Below are 24,790 nucleotides of genomic sequence, written 5' to 3'. Positions count from 1 at the left end.
CCGCAGGCGGGCGGCCGAAGGGGCCGCCCCTTCCCTTCTTCATATCCCGACGATGAGAAAGAGCGGCCTTCGACAGGCTCAGGCCGAACGATGTGGGGGGAGATATCGGCCCCCTCCTCCCTACCTCCGCGCGTTGAGGGCGGCCTGGGCGGCGGCGAGGCGGGCGATGGGGACACGGTAGGGGCTGGCGGAGACGTAATCGAGGCCGGTCGCCTCGCAGAAGGCGATCGAGGCCGGGTCGCCGCCATGTTCGCCGCAGATGCCGAGCTTCAGGTCCGGCCGGGCGGCGCGGCCGCGCTCGGCGGCGATCGCGACCAGCTCGCCCACGCCCTCCACGTCGAGCGTCACGAACGGGTCGCGCTCGTAAATGCCCTTTTCGACATATTGGGTGAGGAAGCGGCCGGCATCGTCGCGGCTGACGCCCAACGTCGTCTGGGTGAGGTCGTTGGTGCCGAAGCTGAAGAATTCCGCCTCCTCGGCGATCGCCCCGGCGCGCAGGGCCGCGCGCGGCAGCTCGATCATCGTGCCGACCAGATAGTCGATCCGCCGCCCCTGCTCGGCGAACACCGCCTCGGCAGCGCGGTCGATGAGGGCGCGGATGATCGCGAATTCGGCGCTGGCGGTGACCAGCGGCACCATCACCTCGGGCAGCGGCGCCTCCCCCGTCTCGCCGGCGACGCGCACCGCCGCCTCGAAGATGGCGCGGGCCTGCATCTCGTAGATTTCGGGATAGGTGATGCCGAGCCGGCAGCCGCGATGGCCGAGCATCGGGTTGAATTCGTGCAGCTCGGCCGCGCGGCGGCGCAGCGTGTCGGCGGTGGTGCCGGCGGCATAGGCCACCTCCTCAAACTCGTCGTCGCTGTGCGGCAGGAATTCGTGGAGCGGCGGATCGAGCAGGCGGACCGTGACCGGCAGGCCGGCCATGATCCGGAAAATCTCCTCGAAGTCGCTGCGCTGCTCGGGCAGCAGCGCCTCCAGCGCGCCGCGCCGCCCGGCCTCGTCCTCGGCCAGGATCATGCGGCGCACGTTGACGATGCGGCTCGACTCGAAGAACATGTGCTCGGTACGGCACAGGCCGATGCCCTCGGCGCCGAATTCGCGGGCGGTGCGGCAGTCGAGCGGGGTTTCGGCATTGGTGCGCACCCGCATGCGGCGGCTGCGGTCGGCCCATTCCATCAGCGTCCCGAAATCGCCGACCAGTTCCGGCTGCACGGTCGGCACGGCGCCCAGCATCACCTCGCCGGTCGAGCCGTCGATGGTGAGCGTGTCGCCTTCGCGGATCTCGTGCCCGCCGACCCGCATCGTCTTGGTCTTATAGTCGATCGACAACGATCCGGCGCCGGACACGCAGGGGCGGCCCATGCCGCGCGCGACGACGGCGGCGTGGCTGGTCATCCCGCCGCGGGCGGTGAGGATGCCCTGCGCCGCATGCATGCCGCCGATATCCTCGGGGCTGGTCTCGATCCGGACCAGGATCACCTTCTCGCCGAGCGCGGCGTAGCGCTCCGCCGTTTCGGCGTCGAACACCGCCGCGCCGCCGGCCGCGCCGGGCGAGGCGGGCAGGCCCTTGGCGACGACGTTGCGCGGCGCGTCCGGATCGAGCGTCGGGTGGAGCAACTGGTCGAGCGCGGAGGGCTGGACGCGCAGCACCGCCTCTTCCTCCGTGATCAGCCCCTCGCGCGCCATGTCGACCGCGATCTTGAGCGCGGCCTTGGCGGTGCGCTTGCCCGAGCGGGTCTGCAGCATCCACAAGGTGCCGCGCTCCACCGTGAACTCGATGTCCTGCATGTCGCGATAATGGCGCTCCAGCAGGTCGAACACGCGGGCGAGCTCGCCATAGACGTCGGGCAGCGCCTCTTCCATCGAGGGCTGGCGGGCCCCCGCTTTCTCGCGCGCGGCGCGGGTCAGATATTGCGGCGTGCGGATGCCGGCGACGACGTCCTCGCCCTGGGCGTTGATCAGATATTCGCCGTAATAAGCATGTTCGCCGGTCGCGGGATCGCGGGTGAAGGCGACGCCGGTGGCGGACGTGTCGCCCATATTGCCGAACACCATCGCCTGGACGTTGACGGCGGTGCCCCAGTCGCCGGGAATGTCGTTGAGGCGCCGATAGACCTTCGCCCGTTCCGACTGCCAGGAGCCGAACACCGCGCCGATCGCGCCCCACAGCTGTTCGCCGACGTCCTGCGGGAAGGGGCGGCCCCACAGCTCGTCCACCAGCTGCTTGTACTGGCCGGCGAGGCGGCGCCAGTCCCCGGCCTCGAGCTCGGTGTCGAGATGGACGCCCTTGTCCTCCTTCGCCATGGCGAGCGCGTCCTCGAACCGGCCATGGTCGAGGCCGAGCACCACGTCCGCATACATCTGGATGAAGCGGCGGTAGCTGTCCCAGGCGAAGCGCGCGTCGCCCGAGGCGGCGGCGAGCCCCTCCACCGTCGCATCGTTGAGGCCGAGATTGAGGACCGTGTCCATCATCCCCGGCATCGACACCCGCGCGCCCGAGCGGACCGAGACGAGCAGCGGATCGGCGGCATCGCCGAAGCTCTTGCCGGTCGCGCGCGCGATATGGGCGATGCCGTCCGCGACCTCGGCCCGCAGGCTCTCGGGGAAGCTCTCCCCTTCCTCGTAATAGCGGGCGCACATCGCGGTCGAGATGGTGAAGCCGGGCGGGACCGGCAGGCCGATCGCCGCCATTTCGGCGAGGTTCGCGCCCTTGCCGCCGAGCAGGTTCTTGTCGCCGCGCGGCCCTTCGGACACGCCGCCGCCGAAGCGGTAGACATAGTGGCTCATCGTGTCGTCACATCCCGCAAAGGTTAGGAAGGTTCGGCGAGTGGGAAGAATTCCGTCGATCAATCGCGCCGTTTCGATCGACCGAGCCGATCAGCGGCCTAGCCTTCGATCCGCGAGAAATCGGCGACGCGGTGGACGGCGTCGCGCATGCGGGCGAGCAGATCGAGGCGGGCGGCGCGCTTGCGTTCGTCGGGATCATTGACCGTCACCTTGTCGAAGAAAGCGTCCACCGGCGCGCGCAACGACGCGAGCGCGGACATGGCGCCTTCGAAATCCTCCGCCTCCACCGCGGCCCGCGCGCGGGGCTCGGCCGAGTCGAGCGCCGCGATCAGCGCAGATTCCTCGGGAAGGGGCGTGTAGGAAAGTGTTTTCTGGGCTTTCCCCTCTCCCCTTGCGGGAGAGGGAGAGGCCGCGCCAGCGGCCGAGGGTGAGGGGACGGCCCCTGCCCTGCCCTCACCCTGGCTCGCTCCGCTCGCCTGTCCCTCTCCCGTAAAGGGAGAGGGGTGGTTCTCCTTCTTCAAGATATTCGCCGCGCGCTTGTAGCCGGCGAGCAGGTCCTTGCCGTCCGGCGTCTCGACGAAGGCCTGGAGCGCCTTCACCCGGGCGAGCAGGCGCACGAGATCGTCCTCCCCGCCGAGCGCGAACACCGCGTCGATCAGGTCGTGGCGGACGCCGGCCTCGCGCTGCTGGACCTTGAGGCGGTCGGCGAAGAAGGCCGCCAGTTCGTCCCACCAATCCGTTCGGGCTGAGCCTGTCGAAGCCCGCCCCTGCTCTTCTGCTCCAGAGAAGGAGCGGCCTTCGACAAGCTCAGGCCGAACGGTGTCGAGGGGGAAGCGGAGGTCGTTCTCGAGAATGAGGGCGATCGCCCCGAGCGCGGAGCGGCGGAGCGCAAACGGATCGCGCGAGCCGGTCGGCTGCTGGCCGATCGCGAAGAAGGCCGCGAGGCTGTCCAGCTTGTCCGCCAAACTCACCGCCACCGTGACCGGGGCGGTCGGGACCTCGTCGCCCTGGCCGACCGGCTTGTAATGGTCGCGGATGGCGTCGGCGACGCGGGGGTCCTCGCCCTGGGCGCGGGCGAGATAGCCGCCGATCACGCCCTGCAGCTCCGGAAACTCGCCGACCATGCCGGTGACGAGATCCGCCTTGGCGAGCCGCGCGGCGCGGTAGGCGAGGTCGGCCAACGTCGTCCGGTCGTCCGCCCCCGTCATCCCGGCGGAGGCCGGGATCCCGTCGCGACTGGCGCCGGCGTCTTCTTGTCCCGGGACCCCGGCCTTCGCCGGGGTGACGGGGGAGGCCGGGGAGTCGGGGGAGCCCGCACCGGACTGCCCCCTCTCCCTGCCGCCGCTTCGCGCCGGCTGTCCCTCTCCCCCTGAAGGGGGCGAGGGCGTGGCGCCGACCACGCCTTCCTCCACCAGCCATCTGGCCAGTCTCGCGACGCGGTCGACCTTGTCGGCGACGGTGCCGAGCTTTTCGTGGAAGACGATCTGGGAGAGCTTCCCGGCCTGATCCTCGAGCGGGACCTTGAGGTCCTGTTCCCAGAAGAATTTGGCGTCGCTGAGGCGCGCGGCGAGGACCTTCTCGTTGCCCGCGACGATCGCCGCGCCGCCGTCGGCGGCCTCGATATTGGCGGTGCAGACGAAGGCGGGGGCCAATCCTCCCCGGGACGGGGAGGGGGACCGGCCGAAGGCTGGTGGAGGGGGTTCGGAGACCCGCGCCGTGCCAAGTGGAGCCCCCCCTCCACCATGCTGCGCATGGTCCCCCTCCCCGTCCCGGGGAGGATGCGTGACCGCGAAATATTTCTGGTTGGTGCGCATGGTGAGCTGGATCACCTCGGGCGGCACGTCCAGGAAGGCGGGGTCGAAGCGGCCGAGCAGGGGCACCGGCCATTCGGTGAGGCCGGCATTCTCGTCGAGCAGGCCCGGGTCCTTGACCAGCGCCAGGCCGGCCGCGGCGGCGGCGCTCGCGGCGCCTTCGGCGATGATCCGGCGGCGCTCTGCGGGATCGAGGATCACGTGGCAGGCGCGCAATTTCTCCACATAATCGGACGCGCCGCCGAGCGTCACGGGCCCCGGATGGTGGAAGCGGTGGCCGAGCGTGACCGCGCCGGAGCGCACGCCGCCGATCTCCAGATCGACGATCTCCTCGCCCAGCATCGCGACGATGCCCTGCAGCGGGCGGACCCAGCGCAGGCTTTCGGTCGACAGCGAGGCCGCGCCCCAGCGCATCGACTTGGGCCAGGGAAAGGCGCGGACGATGGCGGGCACCGCCTCGGCGAGCAGGTCGCGGGTGGCGCGGCCGGGCTTTTCGAGCACGGCGAACCAGATGCCGTCGCGTTCGGTGAGCTGGTCTTGCGTCAGGCCGGTCTTGCGCAGGAAACCCTCCAGCGCCTGCGGCGGGGCGGAGGTGCGCGGGCCCTTCAGCTCCTCGCGCACCGGCTCGGTCGCGAGCGGCAGGCCGCGGGCGATGAGGGCGAGGCGGCGCGGCGTGGCGTAGCTTTCGATCGCCCGCGCGGCGAGGCCGGCGGCGCTCAGCTGGTCCGCGAACAGGCGCGCGAGATCCGCCGCCGCCTTGCCCTGCATGCGCGCGGGGATTTCCTCGGAGAGGAGTTCGACGAGGAAGTCGGTCATCGGCGGGCGCTCGTCGTCCCGGCGTAGGCCGGGAGCTGGGGTCGGGGTGTCGCGGCGGGGCTTGGGGAGATCCCGGCCTTCGCCGGGATGACGGGGGTGGGGAGGGTCATCGGTGGGTGCTCGTCGTCCCGGCGGAGGCCGGGACCTCGTGTCGGAACGTCACGGCGGGGCTCGGGGAGATCCCGGCCTTCGCCGGAATGACGGGGGTGGGGAGGATCAACATGCCCGTCATTCCGTCCATCCGTTCTTTTCCATCCAAGCCTGGCAGGCGCCTTTGGCGAGGTCGCGGACGCGGCCGATATAGGCCTGGCGCTCGGCGACCGAGATCACGCCGCGGGCCTGGAGCGTGTTGAAGATGTGGCTGGCCTTGATCGCCTGATCGTAGGCGGGAAGCGGGAGCCCCGCCTCGATGCAGCGGCGGTTCTCGTCCGCGGCGTCGCGGAAGCGGCGCAGCAGGCTGTCGGTGTCCGCCACTTCGAAATTGTAGGCGCTGAACTGGCGCTCATTCTCCAGGAACACGTCGCCATAGGTGACGCCTTCATCGTTGAAGGCGAGATCGTAGACGCTGTCGACGCCCTGGATGTACATGGCGAGCCGCTCCAGCCCGTAGGTGAGCTCGCCCGACACGGGCTTGCAGTCATAGCCGCCGACCTGCTGGAAATAGGTGAACTGGGTGACTTCCATGCCGTCGCACCAGACCTCCCAGCCGAGACCCCAGGCGCCGAGCGTCGGGCTTTCCCAATCGTCCTCGACGAAGCGGATGTCGTGGCGGGTGAAATCGATGCCGATCGCGGAGAGGGAGCCGAGATAGAGCGACTGAAGGTCGGGCGGGCTCGGCTTCAGGATCACCTGATATTGGTAATAATGCTGCAGCCGGTTGGGATTTTCGCCGTAGCGGCCGTCGGTCGGGCGGCGCGAGGGCTGGACATAGGCCGCCTTCCACGGATCGGGGCCGAGCGCGCGCAAGGTGGTGGCCGGATGGAAGGTCCCCGCCCCCATTTCGAGATCGTAGGGCTGCAGGATGACGCAGCCCTGCGCGCTCCAATAATCGTGGAGCGTCAGGATCAGTTTCTGGAAGGAAAGCGCCGCCAATGGTCCGCCTGTTCGTGGCTGTCGGGTGATTGCCGCGCTTTGGCGCATGGTGCAGGGAGGGTCAAGGAGCGCCCCCGGGGCGCGATCGGGAGTTTGACATGGCGATGAAGGGTTTGAAGGCGCTGGCGGCGCGGTGGCTGGCGCTGACCGCGGCGGCGCTGCTGGCGGGCTGCGCGACGGCGGAGCGGCCGGCGGCGCCTGCGGCGGCGGCGCAGGGCGGCGCGCCGGCGATGTGGAAGGTCGCCGACGCGGACACGACCATCTATCTGTTCGGGACGATCCACGCTCTGCCCGAGGGCGTGAACTGGCGGACGCCGGCGTTCGAGCAGGCCTTCGCGGCGGCGGACGAGCTGGTGATCGAGGTGAAGCTGGGCGAGGATCCGGCAGAAGCGAGCCGGGCGATGATGCGGATGGGGATGGCGCCGGGGCTGCCGCCGCTCATCGAGCGGGTACCGGAAGCGGACCGGCCGGCGCTGCGCGCGATGATCGCGGCGAGCGGGCTGCCGGCGCCGCTGCTCGACGGGATGAAGAGCTGGGCGGCGGGGCTGACGCTGGCCGCGGCCGCCTTCCACCAGATGGGCATCGCGACCGGCCACGGCGTCGAGCAGGGTCTCTATGCCTCCGCCGCCGGGGCCCGCAAGCCGGTCATCGGCCTCGAGACGGCGGAGCAGCAGTTCGGATTCTTCGACGGGCTGTCGGAAGAGGCGCAGCGCGTGTTCCTGGCCGGAATGGCCGCCGACCGCGGCGACCTCCAGGCGCAGTTCCAGGCGATGCTGGACGCGTGGCTGAGCGGCGACACCGACGCGATCGCCCGCACCTTCGACAGCGAGTTCGACGCCCATCCCGAGCTGCACGAGGCGCTGCTCGCCCGCCGCAACGCCGCCTGGGCCGATTGGGTGAAGGCGCGGCTGGCGCGGCCGGGCACGTCCTTCGTCGCGGTCGGCGCGGGGCATCTGGCGGGGCGGGATTCGCTGCAGGACATGCTCGCCGCCCGCGGCGTGGCGGTGGAGCGGGTGCAGTAGGTAGATCCTCCCCGGAACGGGGAGGGGGACCGGCCGAAGGCTGGTGGAGGGGGTTCCGGGACCCGCGCCGTGCCAGGTGGAGATCCCCCTCCACCATGCTTCGCATGGTCCCCCTCCCCGTCCCGGGGAGGAAAGGGTGCCGCTTGCTTCGTCCCCCGCCTTCCGCTAAGGCGCGCGCTTCCCCGGCCATGGTCATCCCTGGAGGCGTGGGCGGGGCGTACACCATCCGTATTGGAGACATGCATATGAGCGAACAGCTTACGCTGTCGGCCGAGACGCGCGATCGGGCTGGCAAGGGAGCCTCCCGCGCACTGCGCAAGCAGGGCCGCGTCCCCGCCGTCGTTTACGGCAACAATCAGGAACCGCTCTCGATTCACGTCGAGGAGAAGGTGCTGATGAAGATGCTGCACACCGGCCACTTCATGAATTCGGTCGTGATGATCGACGTCGATGGCGGCCAGAACCGCACCCTGCCCAAGGACGTGCAGTTCCACCCGGTCACCGACCGCCCGATGCATGTCGACTTCCTGCGCATCGCCGAGCATTCCACCGTCACGGTGGCGGTGCCGATCCGCTTCAGCGGCGAAGAGAAGAGCCGCGGCCTGAAGCGCGGCGGCGTGCTGAACGCCGTCCGCCACGAGCTGGAGCTCGTCTGCGACGCGGCGAGCATCCCGGACGAGGTCGAGATCAGCCTGGCCGGCCTCGACATCGGCGATTCGCTCCACATTTCGGCGGTGACCCTGCCGGAGGGCACCAGCCCGGCGATCACCGACCGCGACTTCACCATCGCCACCATCGTGCCCTCTTCGGGCATGAAGGCCGCGACCGAGGACGGCGAGACGCCGCCGGCGGACGAGGTGCCGGCGACGGCGCAGTCCGGCGAGGACGATCCGGCGACCACGCCGGCCACCATCGTCACGGACGAATAAGGCTTGGCACTTTTCGGGGGCTGGCTCTTCTCGCTGTTCGGCGTCAAGCCGGCGGCGGTGCCGGGCCAGCCCCACGACGCGCCCGAGGCCGGCGACTGGGGAGACTTCTCGCCCGTGCAGATCTGGGTCGGCCTCGGCAATCCGGGCACGCAATATGCGATGCACCGGCACAATGTCGGCTTCATGGCGGTGGACGCCATCGCCGAGACCCACGGCTTCGAGCCGCCGAAAAAGGCGTTCCACGGCTGGGCGCAGCAGGGCCGGATCGGATCGGACCGCATCCTGCTGCTGAAGCCCGCGACCTTCATGAACGACAGCGGCCGCGCCGTCCGCGCCGCGATGGACTTCTTCAAGAAGGAGGTGGGCGACGTCACCGTCTTCCACGACGAGCTCGACCTCGCGCCGTTCAAGGTGAAGGTGAAGACCGGCGGCGGCACCGCCGGCCATAACGGCCTGCGCTCCACCGAGGCGCATGTCGGCAATCCGTTCCGCCGGGTGCGGATCGGCATCGGCCATCCGGGGCACAAGGACAAGGTGACCCGCCACGTGCTCGGCAATTACGCGAAGGCGGAGATGGACGATCTCGCCGCCATGCTGGGCGCGATCGCGGCCGAGGCGGAATGGCTGGCGAAGGGCGACGACGCCCGCTTCATGAACGAGCTGGCGCTGCGCCTCGCCGATTGAGGCTTACTGGCAGATCGGCCAGTTGGGCCGCGGCTCCCGCTGCGCGTCGCGCCAGGCGGCGAGCGCGATCACCTCGCAATCGCCGTGACGGCGCCGCGCCGCGGCGGGCGGCCGGTCGCGGAACAGCGACATGGGACGCAGCGGCTCGGGCCTGGGCAGCAATTGCGCGATCACCCGCTCCTGCTCGCGCAGCAGGCGGCGGTAGCGCCGCAGCCGCATGCCCGCAAAGGTCGCGATGAATCCCGCGACCAGCCATCCCGCGATCAAAAGCCACTGTTCCATGATCCATGAACCGCGCCGGAGGGCTGGGGTTCCGCCGACTTTTCGGCAAGGTCTCGCGCGGGGCGGGCGGCTGGGTTAGGGGGGAGCGGATGAAGGTTCGTTCGCTGTTCGCCACACGGTTCTACGAAGCGCAGGTCGGGCCGCCGCGGCTGATCGGGGAGCTGGAACGCTCCTGCCGCGCCTTGGCCGAGGAGGATCGGGCGGGGCGGCGCTGGTCGAAGGCGCACGGCTATCGCGGCTACACCTCCTATGCCTCGCTGGACGATCTGCCGGCGCGCGATCCGGGCTTCGCCGAGCTGGCGCGCATCCTGAACCGGCACGCCGCCGATTTCGCCGAGGCCTGCGCCTTCGACCTGGGCGGGCGGCGGCCGAAGCTCGACAGCCTGTGGGTCAACGTCCTGAAGCCGGGCGGCGCCCATTCGGGCCACATCCACCCGCACAGCATCCTTTCGGGCACGCTCTACGTCGCGGTGCCGCCGGGCGCCGGCGCGCTGAAGCTGGAGGATCCGCGGCTGGCGATGATGATGGCCGCCCCGCCCCGCCGCGACGACGCGCCCGAGGAGCTGCGCGCCTTCGTCTATGCCGAGCCGGCGCCGGGCACCCTGTTCCTGTGGGAAAGCTGGCTGCGCCACGAAGTCGTGCCGGGCACCGGCCGCGGCGAGCGGATCAGCATCAGCTTCAACTATCGCTGACGAACGAAGAGCAAGGAGAGAGACGATGACCGACCTCAGCCGCAGGCAGATCCTGACGGGCGGCGCGGCCGCCGCCATCACCGTCGCCGCGGCGCCCGCCGCCGCCGCCGCCGTCCAGGCGGACGAGGGCGCGGGCGCGCCGGACCTTCGCGGCAAGACCATTCTCGTCACCGGCACCTCGTCCGGCTTCGGCCGGATCGGGTCGCTGCTCTACGCCCGGGCGGGCGCGCGGGTAATCGCCACCATGCGCGGGCTGCCGCGGCCCGAGGCGGAGGAACTGCGCGAGGCGGCGCGGGCCGAGCGGCTGGACCTCCACGTCGTCGAGATCGACGTGCTGGACGACGCGTCGGTGGCGCGCGGCGTCGCGGAAGCCGAGCGGATCGCCGGCGGCGGCATCGACGTGCTGGTCAACAATGCGGGCATCGGCCTGTCCGGGCCGGTCGAGCTGCAGGACATGGAGGCGACGAAGCTCGTCTTCGACACCAACGTCTACGGCTATCACCGCATGGCGCGGGCGGTGCTCCCGGGCATGCGCGCGAAGGGGCCGGGCGGCGTCATCTTCAACGTCTCCTCCCAGCTCGGCCGGGTGATCGCGCCCAATATCGGCCATTACAGTGCCACCAAATTCGCGGTCGAGGCGATGAGCGAGCAGATGGCCTACGAGCTGGCGCCGCGCGGCATCGAAGTGGTGATCATCCAGCCCGGCGGCTATCCGACCCGCATCTGGGAAAGCGGCGCCCGCCGCACGGCGGCGCTGATGGAGCGGGTGGAGGAGGCGCGCAAGGCGGGCTATCCCGAGCTGATGCAGGGCGCGGTGCGGTCGGGCGGCGGCTCCACCGACCCCGCCGACGTGCCGCGCGCCATCGCCGAGATCATCGCCATGCCCGCCGGCCGCCGCCCGCTGCGCCGCGCCGTCCATCCGGGCGCCCGGCCGCAGGAGCCGATCAACGAGGTCTCCGCCCGCGTCCAGCGCGAGATGCTGGGCCGCGGCCCGTTCGCGCCCTGGGCGGAAGCGGTGCTCGGCTGAGGCGCCGTCAGACGAGGACGATGAAGGCGGCCGTGGCGACGATCAGGGCGACGACCGCAAGGACGAAGCGGAAATCGAAGGCGAAGTAGAAGTTGCGGAGATCGCGTCGGCGGGTGCGGGTAAGCTTTTCCCGCCAGAAGCGGTAGACGAAATCAGGCATGTGGCGGAACAACACCAGTAAAGAACACTAAGCCCTGAGTGTAAACCAGAGCCTCCTCGCGGCTCAAGATGCGGAAAACCGCAAGTGCCGCGGGGAGCATGGCGTCGATATCCGCGTTGGTGGGGCAGCCCTCCTCTCCCTGCACGCTGGGAGGGGGCGGGTGCGTTTTCGGAGGTGCTCCGCCGGTGGAGGCCGACCCACCCCCGGCCCCTCCCTGTTTCCAGGGGGGGAGTCGGAGGGGCGCTCTCGCTCCTGGCCATCCTCTCCGCGCCTCGGCTGTTGTGGCGAGCGGGCACACATCTTAACGGGGGGCATCGCGGCCGGAAGGAGGATCGAATGGACCCGCTCGTCAGGAACAATGTGCAGGTTTCCGGCCGCGGCGATCCGGCGATCCTGTTCGCCCACGGCTATGGCTGCGACCAGAATATGTGGCGCCACGTCGCGCCCGCCTTCGAGGAGACGCACAAGGTCGTGCTGTTCGACCATGTCGGCGCCGGCCGGTCCGACGCTTCCGCCTGGGACCCGGACAAATATGGCAGCCTGGCCGGCTATGCCGGGGACGTGGTGGAGATCGGCCGCGCGCTCGGCCTCGAGGGCGCGACGTTCGTCGGCCATTCGGTAAGCGCGATGATCGGCATCCTCGCCGCCAAGCAGGCGCCGGGTATGTTCGACCGGCTGGTGCTGGTCGGCCCCTCCCCCTGCTACATCAACGACGGCGACTATGTCGGCGGCTTCGGACGCGCGGACATCGAGGAGCTGCTGCAGTTCATGGACGCCAATTTCCTGGGCTGGTCGAGCATGCTGACGCCGCAGATCATGGGCAATGGCGACCGGCCGGAACTGGCGGAGGAGCTGAACAACAGCTTCTGCCGCACCGATCCGGAAATCGCCAAGCATTTCGCGCGGGTGACCTTCCTGTCCGACAACCGCGCGGACCTGGAGGACGTGCCGGCCAAGGCGCTGATCCTGCAATGTTCGGAGGACGTGATCGCGCCCGAAGCGGTCGGCCGCTACATGCACCGGCGCTTGCCCGGCAGCGACTTCGTGCAGATGAAGGCGACCGGCCATTGCCCCAATCTCAGCGCGCCCGAGGAGACGGTGGCGGCGATCAAGGCCTGGCTCTGACATGCCCGGACGGGCGCCCGGACCCGGTCACGCGCCGCCGCGGGGCGAGGCGGAGACGCTGTGGGACGAGGCGCCGTGCGGCTATGTCGCGGCCGGCCCCGACGGGACGATCCTGCGCGCCAACCGCACCTTCGCCCGCCTGACCGGTTTCGCCCGGGAGGAGCTGGAGGGGCGGCGGTTTCAGACCCTGCTGACGGTCGCGGGGCAAATCTATCACGAGACCCATTTCGCGCCGCTGCTACGGATGCAGGGCGAGGTGCGCGAGATCGCCTTCGACATGGTAAAGGCCGACGGCTCGCGCCTGCCGACGCTGGTCAACGCGGTCCAGCGGCGCGAGGCGGACGGCGCGCCGGCGTCCAACCTCTTCACCATCTTCGACGCAAGCGAGCGGCGGCGCTACGAGCGCGAGCTGCTCGCCGCCCGCGACGCCGCCGCCGCCGCTGCGGCCGAGCTCCAGCGGCTCAATGGCGGGCTCGAGGCGCGGGTGGCGACCGAGGTGGAGGAGCGGCTGCGCGCCGAGGACGCGCTGCGCCAGGCGCAGAAGATGGAGGCGATCGGTCAGCTGACCGGCGGCGTCGCCCACGATTTCAACAATCTGCTGACCGTCATCATCGGCAATCTCGACAGCATGGCGCGGCTGCTGGACGGAATGGAGGAGACGAACGAGACGCGCCGCGTCCGGCGGCTGCGCGACATGGCGCATCTCGGCGCCGACCGGGCGGCGACCCTGACCTCGCGCCTGCTCGCTTTCTCGCGGCGCCAGCCGCTCGACCCCAAGCCGATCGACGCCAACCGGCTGATCGCGGGCCTTTCGGACATGCTCCACCGGACGCTGGGCGAGGAGGTCAAGCTGGAGACCGTGGCGGCGGCGGGCCTGTGGACCGCCCAGGCCGATCCCACCGAGCTCGAAAGCGCGATCGTGAACCTCGCCGTCAACGCCCGCGACGCGATGCTCGCCAGGGATCCGAACGGCGGCGGCCGGCTGACCATCGAGACCGGCAACGCCTCGCTCGACGACGCCTATGTCGACGGGCTGGTCGAGCCGATGCCGCCGGGGCAATATGTGATGGTGGCCGTCAGCGACACCGGCACCGGCATGGATGCGGCCACGCTGGAGCGGGTGTTCGAACCCTTTTTCACCACCAAGGAAGCCGGGCGCGGGACCGGCCTCGGCCTCAGCCAGGTCTATGGCTTCGTCCGGCAGTCGGGCGGCCATGTCCGCATCTATTCCGAGCCCGGCATCGGCACGACGGTGAAGCTCTACCTGCCCCGCCTCGCCCGGGCGGCGGCGGAGGCGGAAGCCACGCCGGCCGCCGCGCCGGTCGACGGCGGCGACGAGACCATCCTCGTCGTCGAGGATCATGACGAGCTGCGCGACTATTCGGCCGGCGTGCTGCGCGAGCTCGGCTACAAGGTGATCGAGGCGCGCGACGGGGCGGAGGCGATCGCCGTCCTCTCCGGCGGGAAACGGGTCGACCTTCTGTTCACCGACGTGGTGCTGCCCGGCGGCATGAACGGACGCGAGGTGGCCGACCGCGCGGCGCGGCTGCGCCCGGGCCTGAAGCTGCTGTTCACCACCGGCTATACCCGCAACGCCATCGTCCATAACGGCAAGCTCGACCCGGGCGTCGCGCTCATCACCAAGCCGTTCACCTTCGACCGGCTGGCGGCGAAGGTGCGGCAGGTGCTGGACGGGTGAGGCTGGCGCTTCGCGGCGGGAGCGGCTAGGGGGCGGCACACATCATCCTCCCCGTCGCCGAAGGCGATGGGGAGGGGGACCATGCGAAGCATGGTGGAGGGGCCGCGGCGCCATTGCCCCTCCACTGGCCTTCGGCCGGTCCCCCTCCCCACGGGCTGCGCCCGCAGGGAGGATCATCACCGGAGTCACCATGGGTTTTCGTTGCGGGATCGTCGGCTTGCCCAATGTCGGCAAGTCCACCCTTTTCAACGCGCTGACCGAGACGGCGGCGGCGCAGGCGGCCAATTATCCGTTCTGCACGATCGAGCCCAATGTCGGGCGGGTCGCGGTGCCCGATCCGCGGCTGAAGCGGATCGCGCAGGTGGCGAAATCGGCCAGCGTCATCGAGACGCAGCTCGAATTCGTCGACATCGCCGGCCTGGTGCGCGGCGCGTCGACCGGCGAGGGCTTGGGCAACCAGTTCCTCGGCAACATCCGCGAGGTGGACGCGATCGTCCATGTGCTGCGCTGCTTCGAGGGCGGGGACGTGACCCATGTCGAAGGCCGGGTCGATCCGATCGCCGACGCCGAGACGGTGGAGACCGAACTGATGCTGGCCGATCTCGAGAGCCTCGAGAAGCGCGTGCCCAACCTCGTCAAGAAGGCGCAGCAGGGCGACAAGGAGGCCAAGGTCCAGGCGAGCGTGCTCGGCCAGGCGCTGGAGCTGCTGCGCGCGTCGAATCCCGCGCGGCTGACCGAGCCGAAGGACGAGGAGGAACGCAAGGCGCTGGAGCGCGCGCAGCTGCTCACCGCCAAGCCGATCCTCTATGTCTGCAACGTCGACGAGGGCGACGCGGCGGGCGGCAACGCGCACAGCGCGCGCGTCTTCGCCAAGGCGGAGGCGGAAGGCGCCAAGGCGGTGATCATCTCGGCCGCGATCGAGGCGGAGATCGCGACCATGGAGCCGGCCGACCGCGCCGAATTCCTGTCCGATCTGGGGCTGGAGGAAACCGGCCTCGCCCGCATCATCCGCGCCGGCTATGCGCTGCTCGACCTCATCACCTTCTTCACCGCCGGGCCGAAGGAATCGCGCGCCTGGACGGTGGAGAAAGGCGCGCGCGCGCCGCAGGCGGCCGGGGCCATCCACTCCGACTTCGAACGCGGCTTCATCCGCGCCGAGACCATCGCCTATGACGATTATATCGCCTGCGGCGGCGAGGCGGGGGCGAAGGACGCCGGCAAGATGCGCGCCGAGGGCAAGGACTATGTCGTCCAGGACGGCGACGTGATGCTGTTCCGCTTCAACGTCTGAGGCGGAACGGCGCGGCGCGCCCGCTCCACCGCGACGGCGCGAATCGTCTTCGATTCGTCACGGGATCGCCCTAGAGCTTCGCCATGTTCTCCCGCCGCACCTTCATCGCCGCCGGCGCCGCGACGCTTGCCGCGCCCGCCATCCTCCGCGCCCAGACGATGTGGCGCAACTATCCGTTCAGCCTCGGCATCGCGAGCGGCGATCCGGCGCCCGACGGCTTCGTGATCTGGACCCGGCTCGCGCCCGATCCGATGGCGCATGACGGCGGCATGGGCATGGGGCCGATGCCGGTCCGCTGGGAAGTCGCGTCCGACGAGCGCTTCCAGAACGTGGTGGCGAGCGGCGAGGCGTCGGCGCGGCCCGAAATCGCCCATGCCGTCCATGTCGAGGTCGCCGGCCTGCAGCCCGACCGCACCTATTTCTACCGCTTCGAGGCGGGCGGCGAGCGCTCGCTGCGCGGGCGGGCGCGCACCCTCCCCGCCCCCGGCGCGTCGCCGGCGGCTTTGCGCTTCGGCGTCGCCGGCTGCCAGAATTACGAGGACGGCCATTACACCGCCTTCCGCCATCTGGCGGGCGAGGACCTCGCCTTCGTCTTCCATTATGGCGACTATATCTACGAATATCGCGGCGACCCGCTGCGGCCCGATTTCCGCGCCAACGAGCCGCGCGTCCCCGTCCGCCGGCACGAGGGGCAATTGCTCTTCTCGGTCGGCGACTATCGGCGGCGCTACGCCCAGTACAAGATGGACGCCGACCTGCAGCGCGCCCATGCCGCCCACAGCTTCTTCATGACCTTCGACGACCATGAGGTGGACAACAATTGGGTGAGCCTGATCGAGCAGCGCGGCGCCCCGCCCGAGCTGTTCCGCCTGCGCCGCGCCGCCGCCTTCCAGGCCTGGTACGAACATATGCCGGTGCGCCGCAGCGCGCTGCCGCAGCCGCACGGCATCCTCGCCCATCGCAGCGCCCGCTTCGGCACCCTCGCCGAGATCAACTTCCTCGACACCCGCCAGTACCGGACCAACCAGCCGTGCGACGACGGCTTCAAGCCGGTCTGCCCGGAGGTGCGCGCGGCCGAGGCGCAGGTGCTGGGCGCCGAGCAGGAGGCCTGGCTCGCCCGCAACCTCCAGCGGCGCGACACCCGCTGGAACTGCCTGGCGCAACAGGTGATGATGATGGCGCTCGACCGCCGCCGCAGCCCGGACGAGGCGCCCGAGCCGATCCTCAACATGGACACCTGGGCCGCCTATGAAGTGCCGCGCCAGCGCCTGTTCGCGCGGCTCGCCGGGCTCGACAATGTCGTGGTGCTGACCGGCGACGAGCATCAGAACTGGGCCGGCACGCTCCACGACGCGCGCGACCGGCCGGTGGCGGTGGAGTTCGTCGCGACCTCGATCTCGAGCGGCGGCGACGGCCGCGACCTGCGCCCCGGCAGCGACGTGATCCTCGCCAACAACCCGCAGCTCAAATTCGTCAACGACCAGCGCGGCTATCTGGTGTGCAACGTGACGCCGGACCTGTGGGCGACCGACTTCATGGTGATGGACCGGGTGACGGTGCCGGGCGGCCAGATTTCGAAGCGCACCACCCTCGCCGCGGAGCGCGGGCGGCCAGCTTTGGTGGCGGGGTGAAGCCCCCTCTCCCGGTGGGGAGAGGGTTGGGGTGAGGGGTTCGGGCGTGGGGGATTTTCCTCCGGCGCCGATACCCTCACCAACTTCGCCTAGGCTCCTTCGTCGCCAAGGCTTCGTATCCTCTCCCGGGGTGAGAGGGGGATTGGGGGCTCCACCCCATGTTCGATGGGATCACGGACGCCTGCCCCAGCGCCCCCTCTCCCAGGGGGAGAGGGTTGGGGTGAGGGGATCGGGCGTGGGGGATTTTCCTCCGGCGCCGATACCCTCACCAACTTCGCCTAGGCTCGGCTTCGCCTCGCCAAGGCTACGTATCCTCTCCCATGGGGAGAGGGGTGCTCGGCGCGGACGCTGGAAATTGCGTTTCGATCTGCTACCGTTCGGGGGAAAGGAGCGCGCGGTGCAATATTTCGAGGATCTGGAGATCGGCAAGGAGGTCGTGTTCGGCCGCTACGAGGTGACGCGGGAGGAGGTGATCGAGTTCGCCCGCAAATATGATCCGCAGCCCTTCCATTTGTCGGACGAGGCGGCGGCGAAAACGCATTTCGGGCGGCTGGCGGCGAGCGGCTGGCACACCTGCGCGATGACGATGGCGGTGATCGCGCGCCATGTGAACGACACCGAGCAGGCCGGTCTTGGCTCGCCGGGCGTCGACGAGCTGCGCTGGCTGAAGCCCGTTTATCCCGGCGACACGCTGACCGTCACCAGCCGGCTGGTCGAGAAGACGCCGTCGCGCAGCAAGCCGGAGATCGGCTCCTTCCGATCGCAGGTGACGGTCACCAACCAGGACGGGGTGGCGGTGATGACCTTCACCTCGATCGTGCTGATCCGGCGGCGGCCGGTTTAGGCCTCTGAACCTCCCCTCCTGCACGCAGGGAGGGGGATTCAGGAGCGCCTCAGCGCCGCCCGCGGCGGGGGTGGTGCCAGTTGCGGGGCGGGGGGCCGTCCCAGCCGCGCCAGCTGGGCGGGCGGTGGTTCCAGGCGCGCTGGTCGCGGAAATAGCGGCGGTGGCTCTGCCAATGGGCGCGGTGCTGCGGCGTCCAGCGGTGGCGGATGCCGCGCCGGTCGTAGACCCAGACGCCGGTGCCCGGATAATAGAAATTGTCGTACCAGCCATAATAAGGCCGGCTGTAGAGCGGGGCGGCGTAGCCGAAGCTGACGCTGGAATAGCCATAGCCGGGGCGGCCGTAATGGTCGGCACAGCCGGCGAGGCCCAGAGCGGCGGCGGCGGCGGCGATGGCGGCGAGGCGTGGTTTAAACATGGGGCAACTCTCCCGAACAAGGCCGGAAAGGCGCGCCGCTGGATGGAGCGAGCGGCCGCAAGCCGGCCGATAATGTGCCCCAACGCGGGACGCGCGGAACAAGTTCCTGATCCGGAACGATCTTCTGACCCGCTGCCGCGCCGGTCAGTCTCGGGTCGCGTCCTTCATGGCGGCGACGAAGCGGCGGAGCGGGGCGAGGTCGCCGCCGGAGCGGTGGACGAGATCGACGATCGCCGAGCCGGAGATGGCGCCCGCCGCGCCGCCGCCGAGCGCGGCCCGGACATGGTCGGGGCGCGAGATGCCGAAGCCGAACACCGGCGGCGGCGCGTCAGCGGCGGCGAGCGCGTCCAGCATCGCGCGATGATCGATCCGCACATCCTCGCCCGCGCCGGTGACGCCCGCCCGCGCGACGCAATAGGTATAGCCCTGCCCCAGCCGCGCGATGCGGCGCAGCGTCGCGGGCGGGGTGTTGGCGGCGGCGATCAGCACCGGCGCGACGCCGGCCACGCGGGCGGCGGCGGCATAGGGTTCGGCCTCGAAAGCGGGGACGTCGGCGACGAGCACGCTGTCCACCCCCGCCTTCGCCGCGGCGGCGTAGAAGGCCGCGCGCCCGCGCGCGACCACCAGATTGGCGTAGGTGAGGATGCCGACCGGCACCTGCGGATGGCGCGCGCGGAAATCGGCGAGCAGGCGGAAGCAGTCCGCCTGGCGGGTGCCGGCGCGAAGCGCCCGCTCCGCCGCCGCCTGGATGACCGGCCCGTCCGCGACCGGATCGGAAAAGGGGATGCCGACTTCCACCATGTCGGCCCCCGCCTCCGCCAGCGCGTCCAGCACGGCGGCGCTCGCGCGCGGATCGGGATCGCCGAGCATGACGAAGGCGCCGAACGCCCCCTCGCCGCGCGCCGCCAGCCGGGCGAACATCGCGTCGTAGCGGCTCATGGCGCGAAGCCCAGCAGGCGCTGCGCCTGTTCCATGTCCTTGTCGCCGCGGCCCGACAGGTTGACGACGAGCAGCGGCGCCTCCCCTTCCGGCGCGGCGTCGGCGAGCTTCAGCGCGTGCGCCAGCGCATGGGCGCTTTCGAACGCGCAGACGATCCCTTCGGAGCGGGCGAGAAGCGCGAAGGCGTCCAGCGCCTCCTGGTCGGTGCAGCCGACATATTCGGCGCGGCCGCTGTCCTTCAAATATGCATGTTCCGGCCCGACGGCGGGATAATCGAGCCCGGCCGAAACCGACCAAGTGTCGTCCACCTGCCCTTCGTCGTCCTGCAACAGATAGGTTTCGGCGCCGTGGAGGATGCCGGGCCGGCCGCGCAGCAAAGTGGCGCCATGTTCGCGGCCGTCGAGCCCCTTGCCGGCGGCTTCGACGCCGATCAGCCGCACGTCCGCATCCCCGACGAAGTCGAAGAACATGCCCATCGCGTTGGAACCGCCGCCCACGCAGGCGATCACCGCGTCCGGCAGCCGCCCCTCCTCCGCCAGCAGTTGTGCGCGCGCCTCCTTGCCGATCACCCGCTGGAATTCGCGCACCATCAGGGGAAAGGGGTGCGGGCCGGCGACGGTGCCGAGCAGATAATGGGTGTCGGCGAAGCTCGCCGTCCAGTCGCGCAGCGCCTCGTTCACCGCGTCCTTCAGCGTGCGGCCGCCGCTTTCGACCGGCACCACCTCTGCGCCCATCAGCCGCATGCGAAAGACGTTCAGCCTTTGCCGGGCGACGTCGTCGGCGCCCATATAGATGCGGGTGTCGAGCCCGAACAAAGCGCCGGCGAGCGCGGTGGCGACGCCGTGCTGGCCCGCGCCCGTCTCGGCGATGATGCGCCGCTTGCCCATCCGCCTGGCGAGCAGCGCCTGGGCGAGCACCTGGTTGGTCTTGTGCGCGCCGCCGTGGAGCAGGTCCTCGCGCTTCAGATAGAGCCGCGCCTTGCCGGCGGCGAGATTGCGGCAGCGGGTGAGCGGCGTCGGCCGCCCGGCATATTTGGCGAGCAACTCGGCGAGCTCCGCCTGGAAGCCTTCGTCCTCCTGAGCGGCGAGGAAGGCCGCTTCGAGCTCCTCCAGCGCCGGCATCAGGATTTCGGGGACGTAAGCGCCGCCATAGGCGCCGAAGCGGCCGCGCGTCAGCATGAGCGCGCGTCCCCCCGGCCGTCCGGACGAAGCGCTTCGAAGAAGGCGTGCATCCGGCCGGCGTCCTTGCGGCCGGGCGCCATCTCCACGCCCGAATTGACGTCGAGCGCATAGGCGCCGACCCGGGCCGCGGCGCGGGCGTTGGCGGCCTTCAGCCCGCCGGCGAGCAGGCCGGTGCGCAGCTCCGCCCGACCGCGCAGCCGCGACCAGTCGAAGGCGATGCCGGTGCCGCCGCTCGCGCCCTTCACCTCGGTGTCGAACAGGATGCGGTCGGCGCCCGGACGCGGCGCGGGAAGCTCCCGCCCGACCGCGCCCGCCGCCCAGATCTCGCACGCCTCCGGCAGGCGCCCGCGCAGATCGGCGATATAGGCCGCGTCCTCGGCGCCGTGGAGCTGCGCCGCGTCGAGCCGCAGCGCGCGGGCGGCGTCGGCGACCCGCGCCGCCTGTTCGTTGCGGAACACGCCGACCGCTGCGGCGCCGTTCGCCCGCGCCGCCTCCGCAACCGGCTCCGCCTGCCGCACCGTCACCGCGCGCGGGGTGCCGGGCACCAGGATCATGCCGGCAATGCCGGCGCCCATCGCCGCCGCCATCTCGGCATCGTGCGCGTCGGTGAGGCCGCAGACCTTGACCCGGCCGAAGGCGAGCCGCCGCGCCGCCCGCGCCGGCGCCGCCGCCCGCATCAGCGACGATCCGACCAGGAAGCCGTCGGCATGAGGCGCCAGCCGCTCCACGTCCGCCCGGTCCTCGATCCCGGATTCGGCGATCACCAGCCGGTCGGCCGGGACGAGGCCGGCCAGCCGCTCGGTGACCGAGAGGTCGACGTGCAGCGTGCGCAGGTCGCGATTGTTGATGCCGACGATGGCGGCGCCGAGCCGGACCGCGCGGTGCACCTCGTCCGCGTCGTGCGCCTCGACCAGCACGTCCATGCCGAGCCGGCGGGCCTCGCGGATCAAGGCGGCGGCCTCCGCGTCGTCCAGCACCGACAGCATGGCGAGCACCGCGTCGGCGCCGTGCAGCCGCGCCTCCGGCACCTGGCGCACGTCGACGATGAAGTCCTTGGCGAGGATCGGGCCGCCGAACCGGCGCCGCACCGCCGCGAGATCGGCGAAGGAGCCGCCGAAGAAAGGCGCGTCCGTCAGCACGCTCATCGCGTCGGCGGCGCCACGATAGGCGTGCGCCATCCGCTCGGGATCGGCGCCGGGGCGCAGCACGCCCTTGGAGGGCGAGGCGCGCTTCACCTCCATGATGAACCGGGCGCCGGGGCGGGCGAGCGCGGCGCGCAGGCTCCGCCGCGTCGGTTCGGCGCGGGCGCGCAGATCGGCGAGCGACGCGCCGCGCAGCCGCTCCGCCACGTCGGCGCGCTTGCGCGCGACGATGGCGCCGAGGACGCCGCCCGGATCACGCATGGGTCGCCTCCGCGAAGGCGGCGAGGATGCGATATGGCGCGCCGGAAGCGAGCGTGTCGGCGGCGAGGGCGACGCCTTCGGCGAAGTCCGAAGCGAGCCCCGCCGTCATCAGCAGGGCACCGGCATTGAGCGCCACCACCTTGCGGTCGGCGTCGGGTCCGCGGCCCTGGAGCAGCGCCTTCAGGCGGGCGGCATTCTCCTCCGGCCCGCCGCCCCGCACCGCGACGAGCGGCGCCCGTTCCAGCCCGGCATCCTCCGGCCGGATGACGAGCGGGGTCACCGCCTCGCCGTCGACCCGCGCCGCGACCGTCTCGCCGTGGAGCGCCACCTCGTCGAGGCCGGAGCCGTGGACGATCAGCGCCCGGCCGACGCCGAGCGCCGCCAGCGTGCGCGCGATCGGCTCCACCAGCCGCGCGTCGGCGACGCCGAGCAGCTGCACCGGCGGCTCGGCCGGGTTCACGCAGGGACCCAGCATGTTCATGATCGTGCGCACCTTGAGCGCGCGGCGCACCGGCCCGGCATGGCGCAGGCCGGGATGATAATCGGGCGCGAACAGGAAGCAGATGCCGGTCTCGTCCAGCGCGCGGCGGGAGGTGTCGGCCGGCACGTCGAGCCGGACGCCGAGCGCTTCCAATACGTCCGCCGATCCGCAGCGCGAGGTGACCGAACGGTTGCCGTGCTTGGCGACCGGAAGCCCCGCCGCCGCCGCGACGAAAGCGACCGCGGTCGAGACGTTGATCGTGCCCGATCCGTCGCCGCCGGTGCCGCAGCTGTCGGCGAACAGATAGTCCGGCCGGTCGAAGGGCGCGTCGGCGGCGCGCAGGGCGCGGGCGGCGCCGATCAGCTCGTCGGCCGTCTCGCCCTTCAGGCGCAGCGCGACCAGCATGGCGGCGATGGCGGGCTCGCCGAGGCGGCCGGCGACCAGCTGGCCGAACAGCGCCTCGGCCTCGGCCTGGCTCAGATCCTCGCCGCCATAGAGGCGGGCGAGCGCGGATTCGGCCAGCTCCTCGGGCCGGCTTTGCGGAAGGACGTCGATGGTGGCGTTGCTGCGATACATGGCGATGGTGACCTTGGCCTGATGAAACGAAAAAGCCCGCCGGGGCGCGGCGGGCTCGGGTCAGGTGGAAGAGGGAGACTAGAAGGTCGCCGTCACCATCGACGCAGGCGTGCCGCCGCGGAAGGGATGTTTCGCCACCAGAGCCAGGCCTGCATCGGGACGCGCGCGCCGGCGGGCGCCGAAAGGGCGCCGGTCAGGCCGGAAAGCTGCGCAGCCGCGTTCATGCCCCTAAGGCTGGGGATTAGCTGCGGAAACGTCAAGCTGGTTTTTTTGGATGGGTTGCGCGTGCCGCACTCCCCTCCCTGCACGCAGGGAGGGGCCGGGGGTGGGTGCGTCTCCGGATGCGCCCTGCCGGCGGAGACCGACCCACCCCTGGCCCCTCCCTGTTCCCAGGGAGGGGAACCGGGCGGACGCTCCGCTGCGACCGCTGTCGCTCGACGTGCGTTGATGCCGCATGGCCGCGAGACAGATCGACATGTTCGGAGCCGCGCCGGCCGGGCCGGACGGGCTGGTCTACCGGCCCGATTTCCTGGACGCGGCGGAGGAAGCGGCGCTGGCCGCGCGGATGGCGGCGCTGCCGTTCCGGCCGTTCGAATTCCACGGATTTGTCGGCAAGCGGCGCACCATCTCGTTCGGCTGGCACTACCGCTTCGACGGGCGCGGGCTGGAGGAAGCGGCGCCGATGCCGGACTGGCTGGAGCCGGTGCGGACCCGCGCCGCCGCCGTCGCCGGCCTTCCGGCGGACGCGCTCGTCCATGCCTTGCTGATCGAATATGGCGAGGGGGCCGGGATCGGCTGGCACCGCGACCGGCCGGTGTTCGGCGACGTGATCGGCATCTCGCTGGGCGCCGCCGCGCCGCTGCGCTTCCGGCGGCTGGAGGACGGGCGGTGGCGCCGCTTCACGATCGAGGCGGCGCCGCGCTCGCTCTATCTGCTGCGCGGGCCGGCGCGGGAGAGCTGGGAGCACAGCATCCCGCCCGTCGCCGCGCCGCGCCGATCGATCACCTTCCGGACGCTGAGGGATCAGGTGTAGAAGATGTGGAGGCCGATCTTGGTCTCGCGGGTGAGACGCTTGCCCCAGCCCGGCGCGACATAATCGGCATGGTACCAGAGCACTTCGGTGGGCAGCAGGGTGGCGCGCTTCTCTTCCGCGAGGCGGGCGATCGCCACCGACTTCTTCCAGGCGGCCGAGGCGCGGTTCGCCTTGGGGAAGACGCCGGTGCGCGGATTGATGAAGGAGAACTGCCAGGGCTGGACCACCACTTCGCAGATCGTGTTCGGATATTTCTTGGACGCGACGCGGTTCAGCACCACTTCGGCGACCGCGAGCTGGCCGGGGAGCGGCTCGCCGCGCGCTTCGAAATAGACGGCGTTGGCGAGGCATTCCTGCTCGGCATTGTCGACCGCCACGCGGGAGTAGGCCGAAACCTGCTCCTCGAGGCTGCGCGGACGCGGCACGGCGGCGTCGGCCAGCGCCACCATCCGTTCGGTGAAGCTCGCCAGCGCATGGCCGCCGATCGCATCGAGCCGGCCGGCGTCGAACTTGCCCGCGTCGACCTTGCCGGCATCGATGCCGTTGAGGCCGAAGCCTTCGTCCTGGAACCCCGCCGTCGCATGGGCGGTGTAACGGACGGCGGGGGCGAAATCGCCCTGCCAGGCGAAAGACGGGCCCCCGAACAACAGGGAGGCGGCGCCGAACACGGCCGCGGCAATGCCGGCGGCGCGAACCGAACGGATCATGCAATCTCTTTTTCGTTACTGCGGTGGCCGATCCCCCGGACGCGAGAAGCGCGTCGCCGATCAGGCCCCCCCGACTTGCCGGTCGCCGAGCCCCCTTCGGCTCACGGCGACCCCCCGCTCTTGCGTTGGGTGCTGAGGGGCCGATGACCGATCCCGCCCCGAT

Annotated in this window: 22 protein-coding genes; 11 read left to right on the top strand and 11 right to left on the bottom strand. The window is 70.9% G+C overall.

The features are described from left to right. Positions 1–120: 120 nt before the first annotated feature. The 3 genes from ppdK to ACK4K7_RS05510 all read right to left on the bottom strand — a co-directional run bounded on the left by ppdK (position 121) and on the right by ACK4K7_RS05510 (position 6,506). On the bottom strand, positions 121–2,787 hold the full coding sequence (gene ppdK, locus ACK4K7_RS05520; protein WP_431864227.1) for a pyruvate, phosphate dikinase: 2,667 nt from the start codon (positions 2,785–2,787) through the stop codon (positions 121–123). Positions 2,788–2,885: 98 nt separating this feature from the next. Continuing rightward, on the bottom strand, positions 2,886–5,414 hold the full coding sequence (locus ACK4K7_RS05515; protein ID WP_431864226.1) for a glycine--tRNA ligase subunit beta: 2,529 nt from the start codon (positions 5,412–5,414) through the stop codon (positions 2,886–2,888). Between the two features lie 228 nt (positions 5,415–5,642). Then, the gene (locus ACK4K7_RS05510; RefSeq protein WP_431864225.1) at positions 5,643–6,506 is read right to left on the bottom strand and encodes a glycine--tRNA ligase subunit alpha; all 864 of its coding nucleotides are present in this window, start codon (positions 6,504–6,506) and stop codon (positions 5,643–5,645) included. Between the two features lie 98 nt (positions 6,507–6,604). On the opposite strand from ACK4K7_RS05510, the gene ACK4K7_RS05505 reads away from it, so the two are divergent. From ACK4K7_RS05505 to pth, 3 genes are all read left to right on the top strand, one after another. Continuing rightward, a complete protein-coding gene (locus tag ACK4K7_RS05505) occupies positions 6,605–7,528 on the top strand; it encodes a TraB/GumN family protein (RefSeq protein ID WP_431864224.1) in 924 nt (307 codons plus the stop codon). A gap of 245 nt (positions 7,529–7,773) precedes the next feature. Further along, positions 7,774–8,457 (top strand): 50S ribosomal protein L25/general stress protein Ctc, encoded by a 684-nt coding sequence (locus tag ACK4K7_RS05500; RefSeq protein ID WP_431864223.1) that lies wholly within the window; start codon positions 7,774–7,776, stop codon positions 8,455–8,457. A gap of 114 nt (positions 8,458–8,571) precedes the next feature. Beyond that, entirely contained in the window at positions 8,572–9,141 is a 570-nt protein-coding gene (gene pth / locus ACK4K7_RS05495) for an aminoacyl-tRNA hydrolase (protein ID WP_431864279.1), read from the top strand. 3 nt (positions 9,142–9,144) lie between these two features. Here pth and ACK4K7_RS05490 read toward each other — a convergent pair whose 3' ends face one another. Next, positions 9,145–9,423: a hypothetical protein gene (locus ACK4K7_RS05490; RefSeq protein ID WP_431864222.1), complete on the bottom strand. Its 279-nt coding sequence runs from the start codon at positions 9,421–9,423 to the stop codon at positions 9,145–9,147. An 89-nt stretch (positions 9,424–9,512) separates the two neighbouring features. Between ACK4K7_RS05490 and ACK4K7_RS05485 the strand changes: the two genes are divergently transcribed. Both ACK4K7_RS05485 and ACK4K7_RS05480 read left to right on the top strand, forming a co-directional pair. After that, positions 9,513–10,115, top strand: coding sequence for a TIGR02466 family protein (locus ACK4K7_RS05485; RefSeq protein ID WP_431864221.1), 603 nt, complete (start codon positions 9,513–9,515; stop codon positions 10,113–10,115). Between the two features lie 25 nt (positions 10,116–10,140). After that, positions 10,141–11,142, top strand: coding sequence for an SDR family oxidoreductase (locus tag ACK4K7_RS05480; RefSeq protein ID WP_431864220.1), 1,002 nt, complete (start codon positions 10,141–10,143; stop codon positions 11,140–11,142). 7 nt (positions 11,143–11,149) lie between these two features. Here ACK4K7_RS05480 and ACK4K7_RS05475 read toward each other — a convergent pair whose 3' ends face one another. Then, a complete protein-coding gene (locus ACK4K7_RS05475) occupies positions 11,150–11,302 on the bottom strand; it encodes a hypothetical protein (RefSeq protein WP_431864219.1) in 153 nt (50 codons plus the stop codon). A gap of 336 nt (positions 11,303–11,638) precedes the next feature. Between ACK4K7_RS05475 and ACK4K7_RS05470 the strand changes: the two genes are divergently transcribed. From ACK4K7_RS05470 to ACK4K7_RS05450, 5 genes are all read left to right on the top strand, one after another. After that, positions 11,639–12,427: an alpha/beta fold hydrolase gene (locus tag ACK4K7_RS05470; RefSeq protein WP_431864218.1), complete on the top strand. Its 789-nt coding sequence runs from the start codon at positions 11,639–11,641 to the stop codon at positions 12,425–12,427. A gap of 1 nt (position 12,428) precedes the next feature. Further along, entirely contained in the window at positions 12,429–14,126 is a 1,698-nt protein-coding gene (locus ACK4K7_RS05465) for an ATP-binding protein (RefSeq protein ID WP_431864217.1), read from the top strand. Positions 14,127–14,316: 190 nt separating this feature from the next. Further along, positions 14,317–15,417: a redox-regulated ATPase YchF gene (ychF, locus tag ACK4K7_RS05460; RefSeq protein ID WP_431864216.1), complete on the top strand. Its 1,101-nt coding sequence runs from the start codon at positions 14,317–14,319 to the stop codon at positions 15,415–15,417. An 83-nt stretch (positions 15,418–15,500) separates the two neighbouring features. Continuing rightward, entirely contained in the window at positions 15,501–17,048 is a 1,548-nt protein-coding gene (locus tag ACK4K7_RS05455; protein WP_431864215.1) for an alkaline phosphatase D family protein, read from the top strand. 397 nt (positions 17,049–17,445) lie between these two features. Continuing rightward, the gene (locus ACK4K7_RS05450; RefSeq protein ID WP_431864214.1) at positions 17,446–17,892 is read left to right on the top strand and encodes a MaoC family dehydratase; all 447 of its coding nucleotides are present in this window, start codon (positions 17,446–17,448) and stop codon (positions 17,890–17,892) included. Positions 17,893–17,941: 49 nt separating this feature from the next. Here ACK4K7_RS05450 and ACK4K7_RS05445 read toward each other — a convergent pair whose 3' ends face one another. From ACK4K7_RS05445 to trpD, 5 genes are all read right to left on the bottom strand, one after another. Next, positions 17,942–18,307, bottom strand: coding sequence for a hypothetical protein (locus ACK4K7_RS05445; protein ID WP_431864213.1), 366 nt, complete (start codon positions 18,305–18,307; stop codon positions 17,942–17,944). Positions 18,308–18,451: 144 nt separating this feature from the next. Next, the gene (trpA, locus tag ACK4K7_RS05440; RefSeq protein WP_431864212.1) at positions 18,452–19,246 is read right to left on the bottom strand and encodes a tryptophan synthase subunit alpha; all 795 of its coding nucleotides are present in this window, start codon (positions 19,244–19,246) and stop codon (positions 18,452–18,454) included. After that, entirely contained in the window at positions 19,243–20,424 is a 1,182-nt protein-coding gene (trpB, locus tag ACK4K7_RS05435) for a tryptophan synthase subunit beta (RefSeq protein ID WP_431864211.1), read from the bottom strand. The genes trpA and trpB overlap by 4 nt, the downstream gene beginning before the upstream one ends. Further along, complete coding sequence (gene trpCF, locus ACK4K7_RS05430) at positions 20,418–21,830, bottom strand: bifunctional indole-3-glycerol-phosphate synthase TrpC/phosphoribosylanthranilate isomerase TrpF (protein ID WP_431864210.1); 1,413 nt, start codon at positions 21,828–21,830, stop codon at positions 20,418–20,420. The genes trpB and trpCF overlap by 7 nt, the downstream gene beginning before the upstream one ends. Further along, on the bottom strand, positions 21,823–22,887 hold the full coding sequence (gene trpD, locus ACK4K7_RS05425; RefSeq protein ID WP_431864209.1) for an anthranilate phosphoribosyltransferase: 1,065 nt from the start codon (positions 22,885–22,887) through the stop codon (positions 21,823–21,825). Before trpD ends, trpCF begins: the two co-directional genes overlap by 8 nt. A gap of 454 nt (positions 22,888–23,341) precedes the next feature. On the opposite strand from trpD, the gene ACK4K7_RS05420 reads away from it, so the two are divergent. Beyond that, positions 23,342–23,920 (top strand): alpha-ketoglutarate-dependent dioxygenase AlkB, encoded by a 579-nt coding sequence (locus tag ACK4K7_RS05420; protein WP_431864208.1) that lies wholly within the window; start codon positions 23,342–23,344, stop codon positions 23,918–23,920. Here the strand turns inward: ACK4K7_RS05420 and ACK4K7_RS05415 are convergent. Then, positions 23,911–24,627, bottom strand: a complete 717-nt coding sequence (locus ACK4K7_RS05415; RefSeq protein ID WP_431864207.1) for a cell wall hydrolase — start codon at positions 24,625–24,627, stop codon at positions 23,911–23,913. The genes ACK4K7_RS05420 and ACK4K7_RS05415 overlap by 10 nt on opposite strands. Positions 24,628–24,790: the final 163 nt, after the last annotated feature.

The organism is Allosphingosinicella sp. (assembly GCF_046295735.1).
GTDB lineage: Bacteria > Pseudomonadota > Alphaproteobacteria > Sphingomonadales > Sphingomonadaceae > Allosphingosinicella.
Note: the sequence above shows the minus strand (reverse complement) of the source record. Positions and strands in the feature narration are given on the sequence as shown.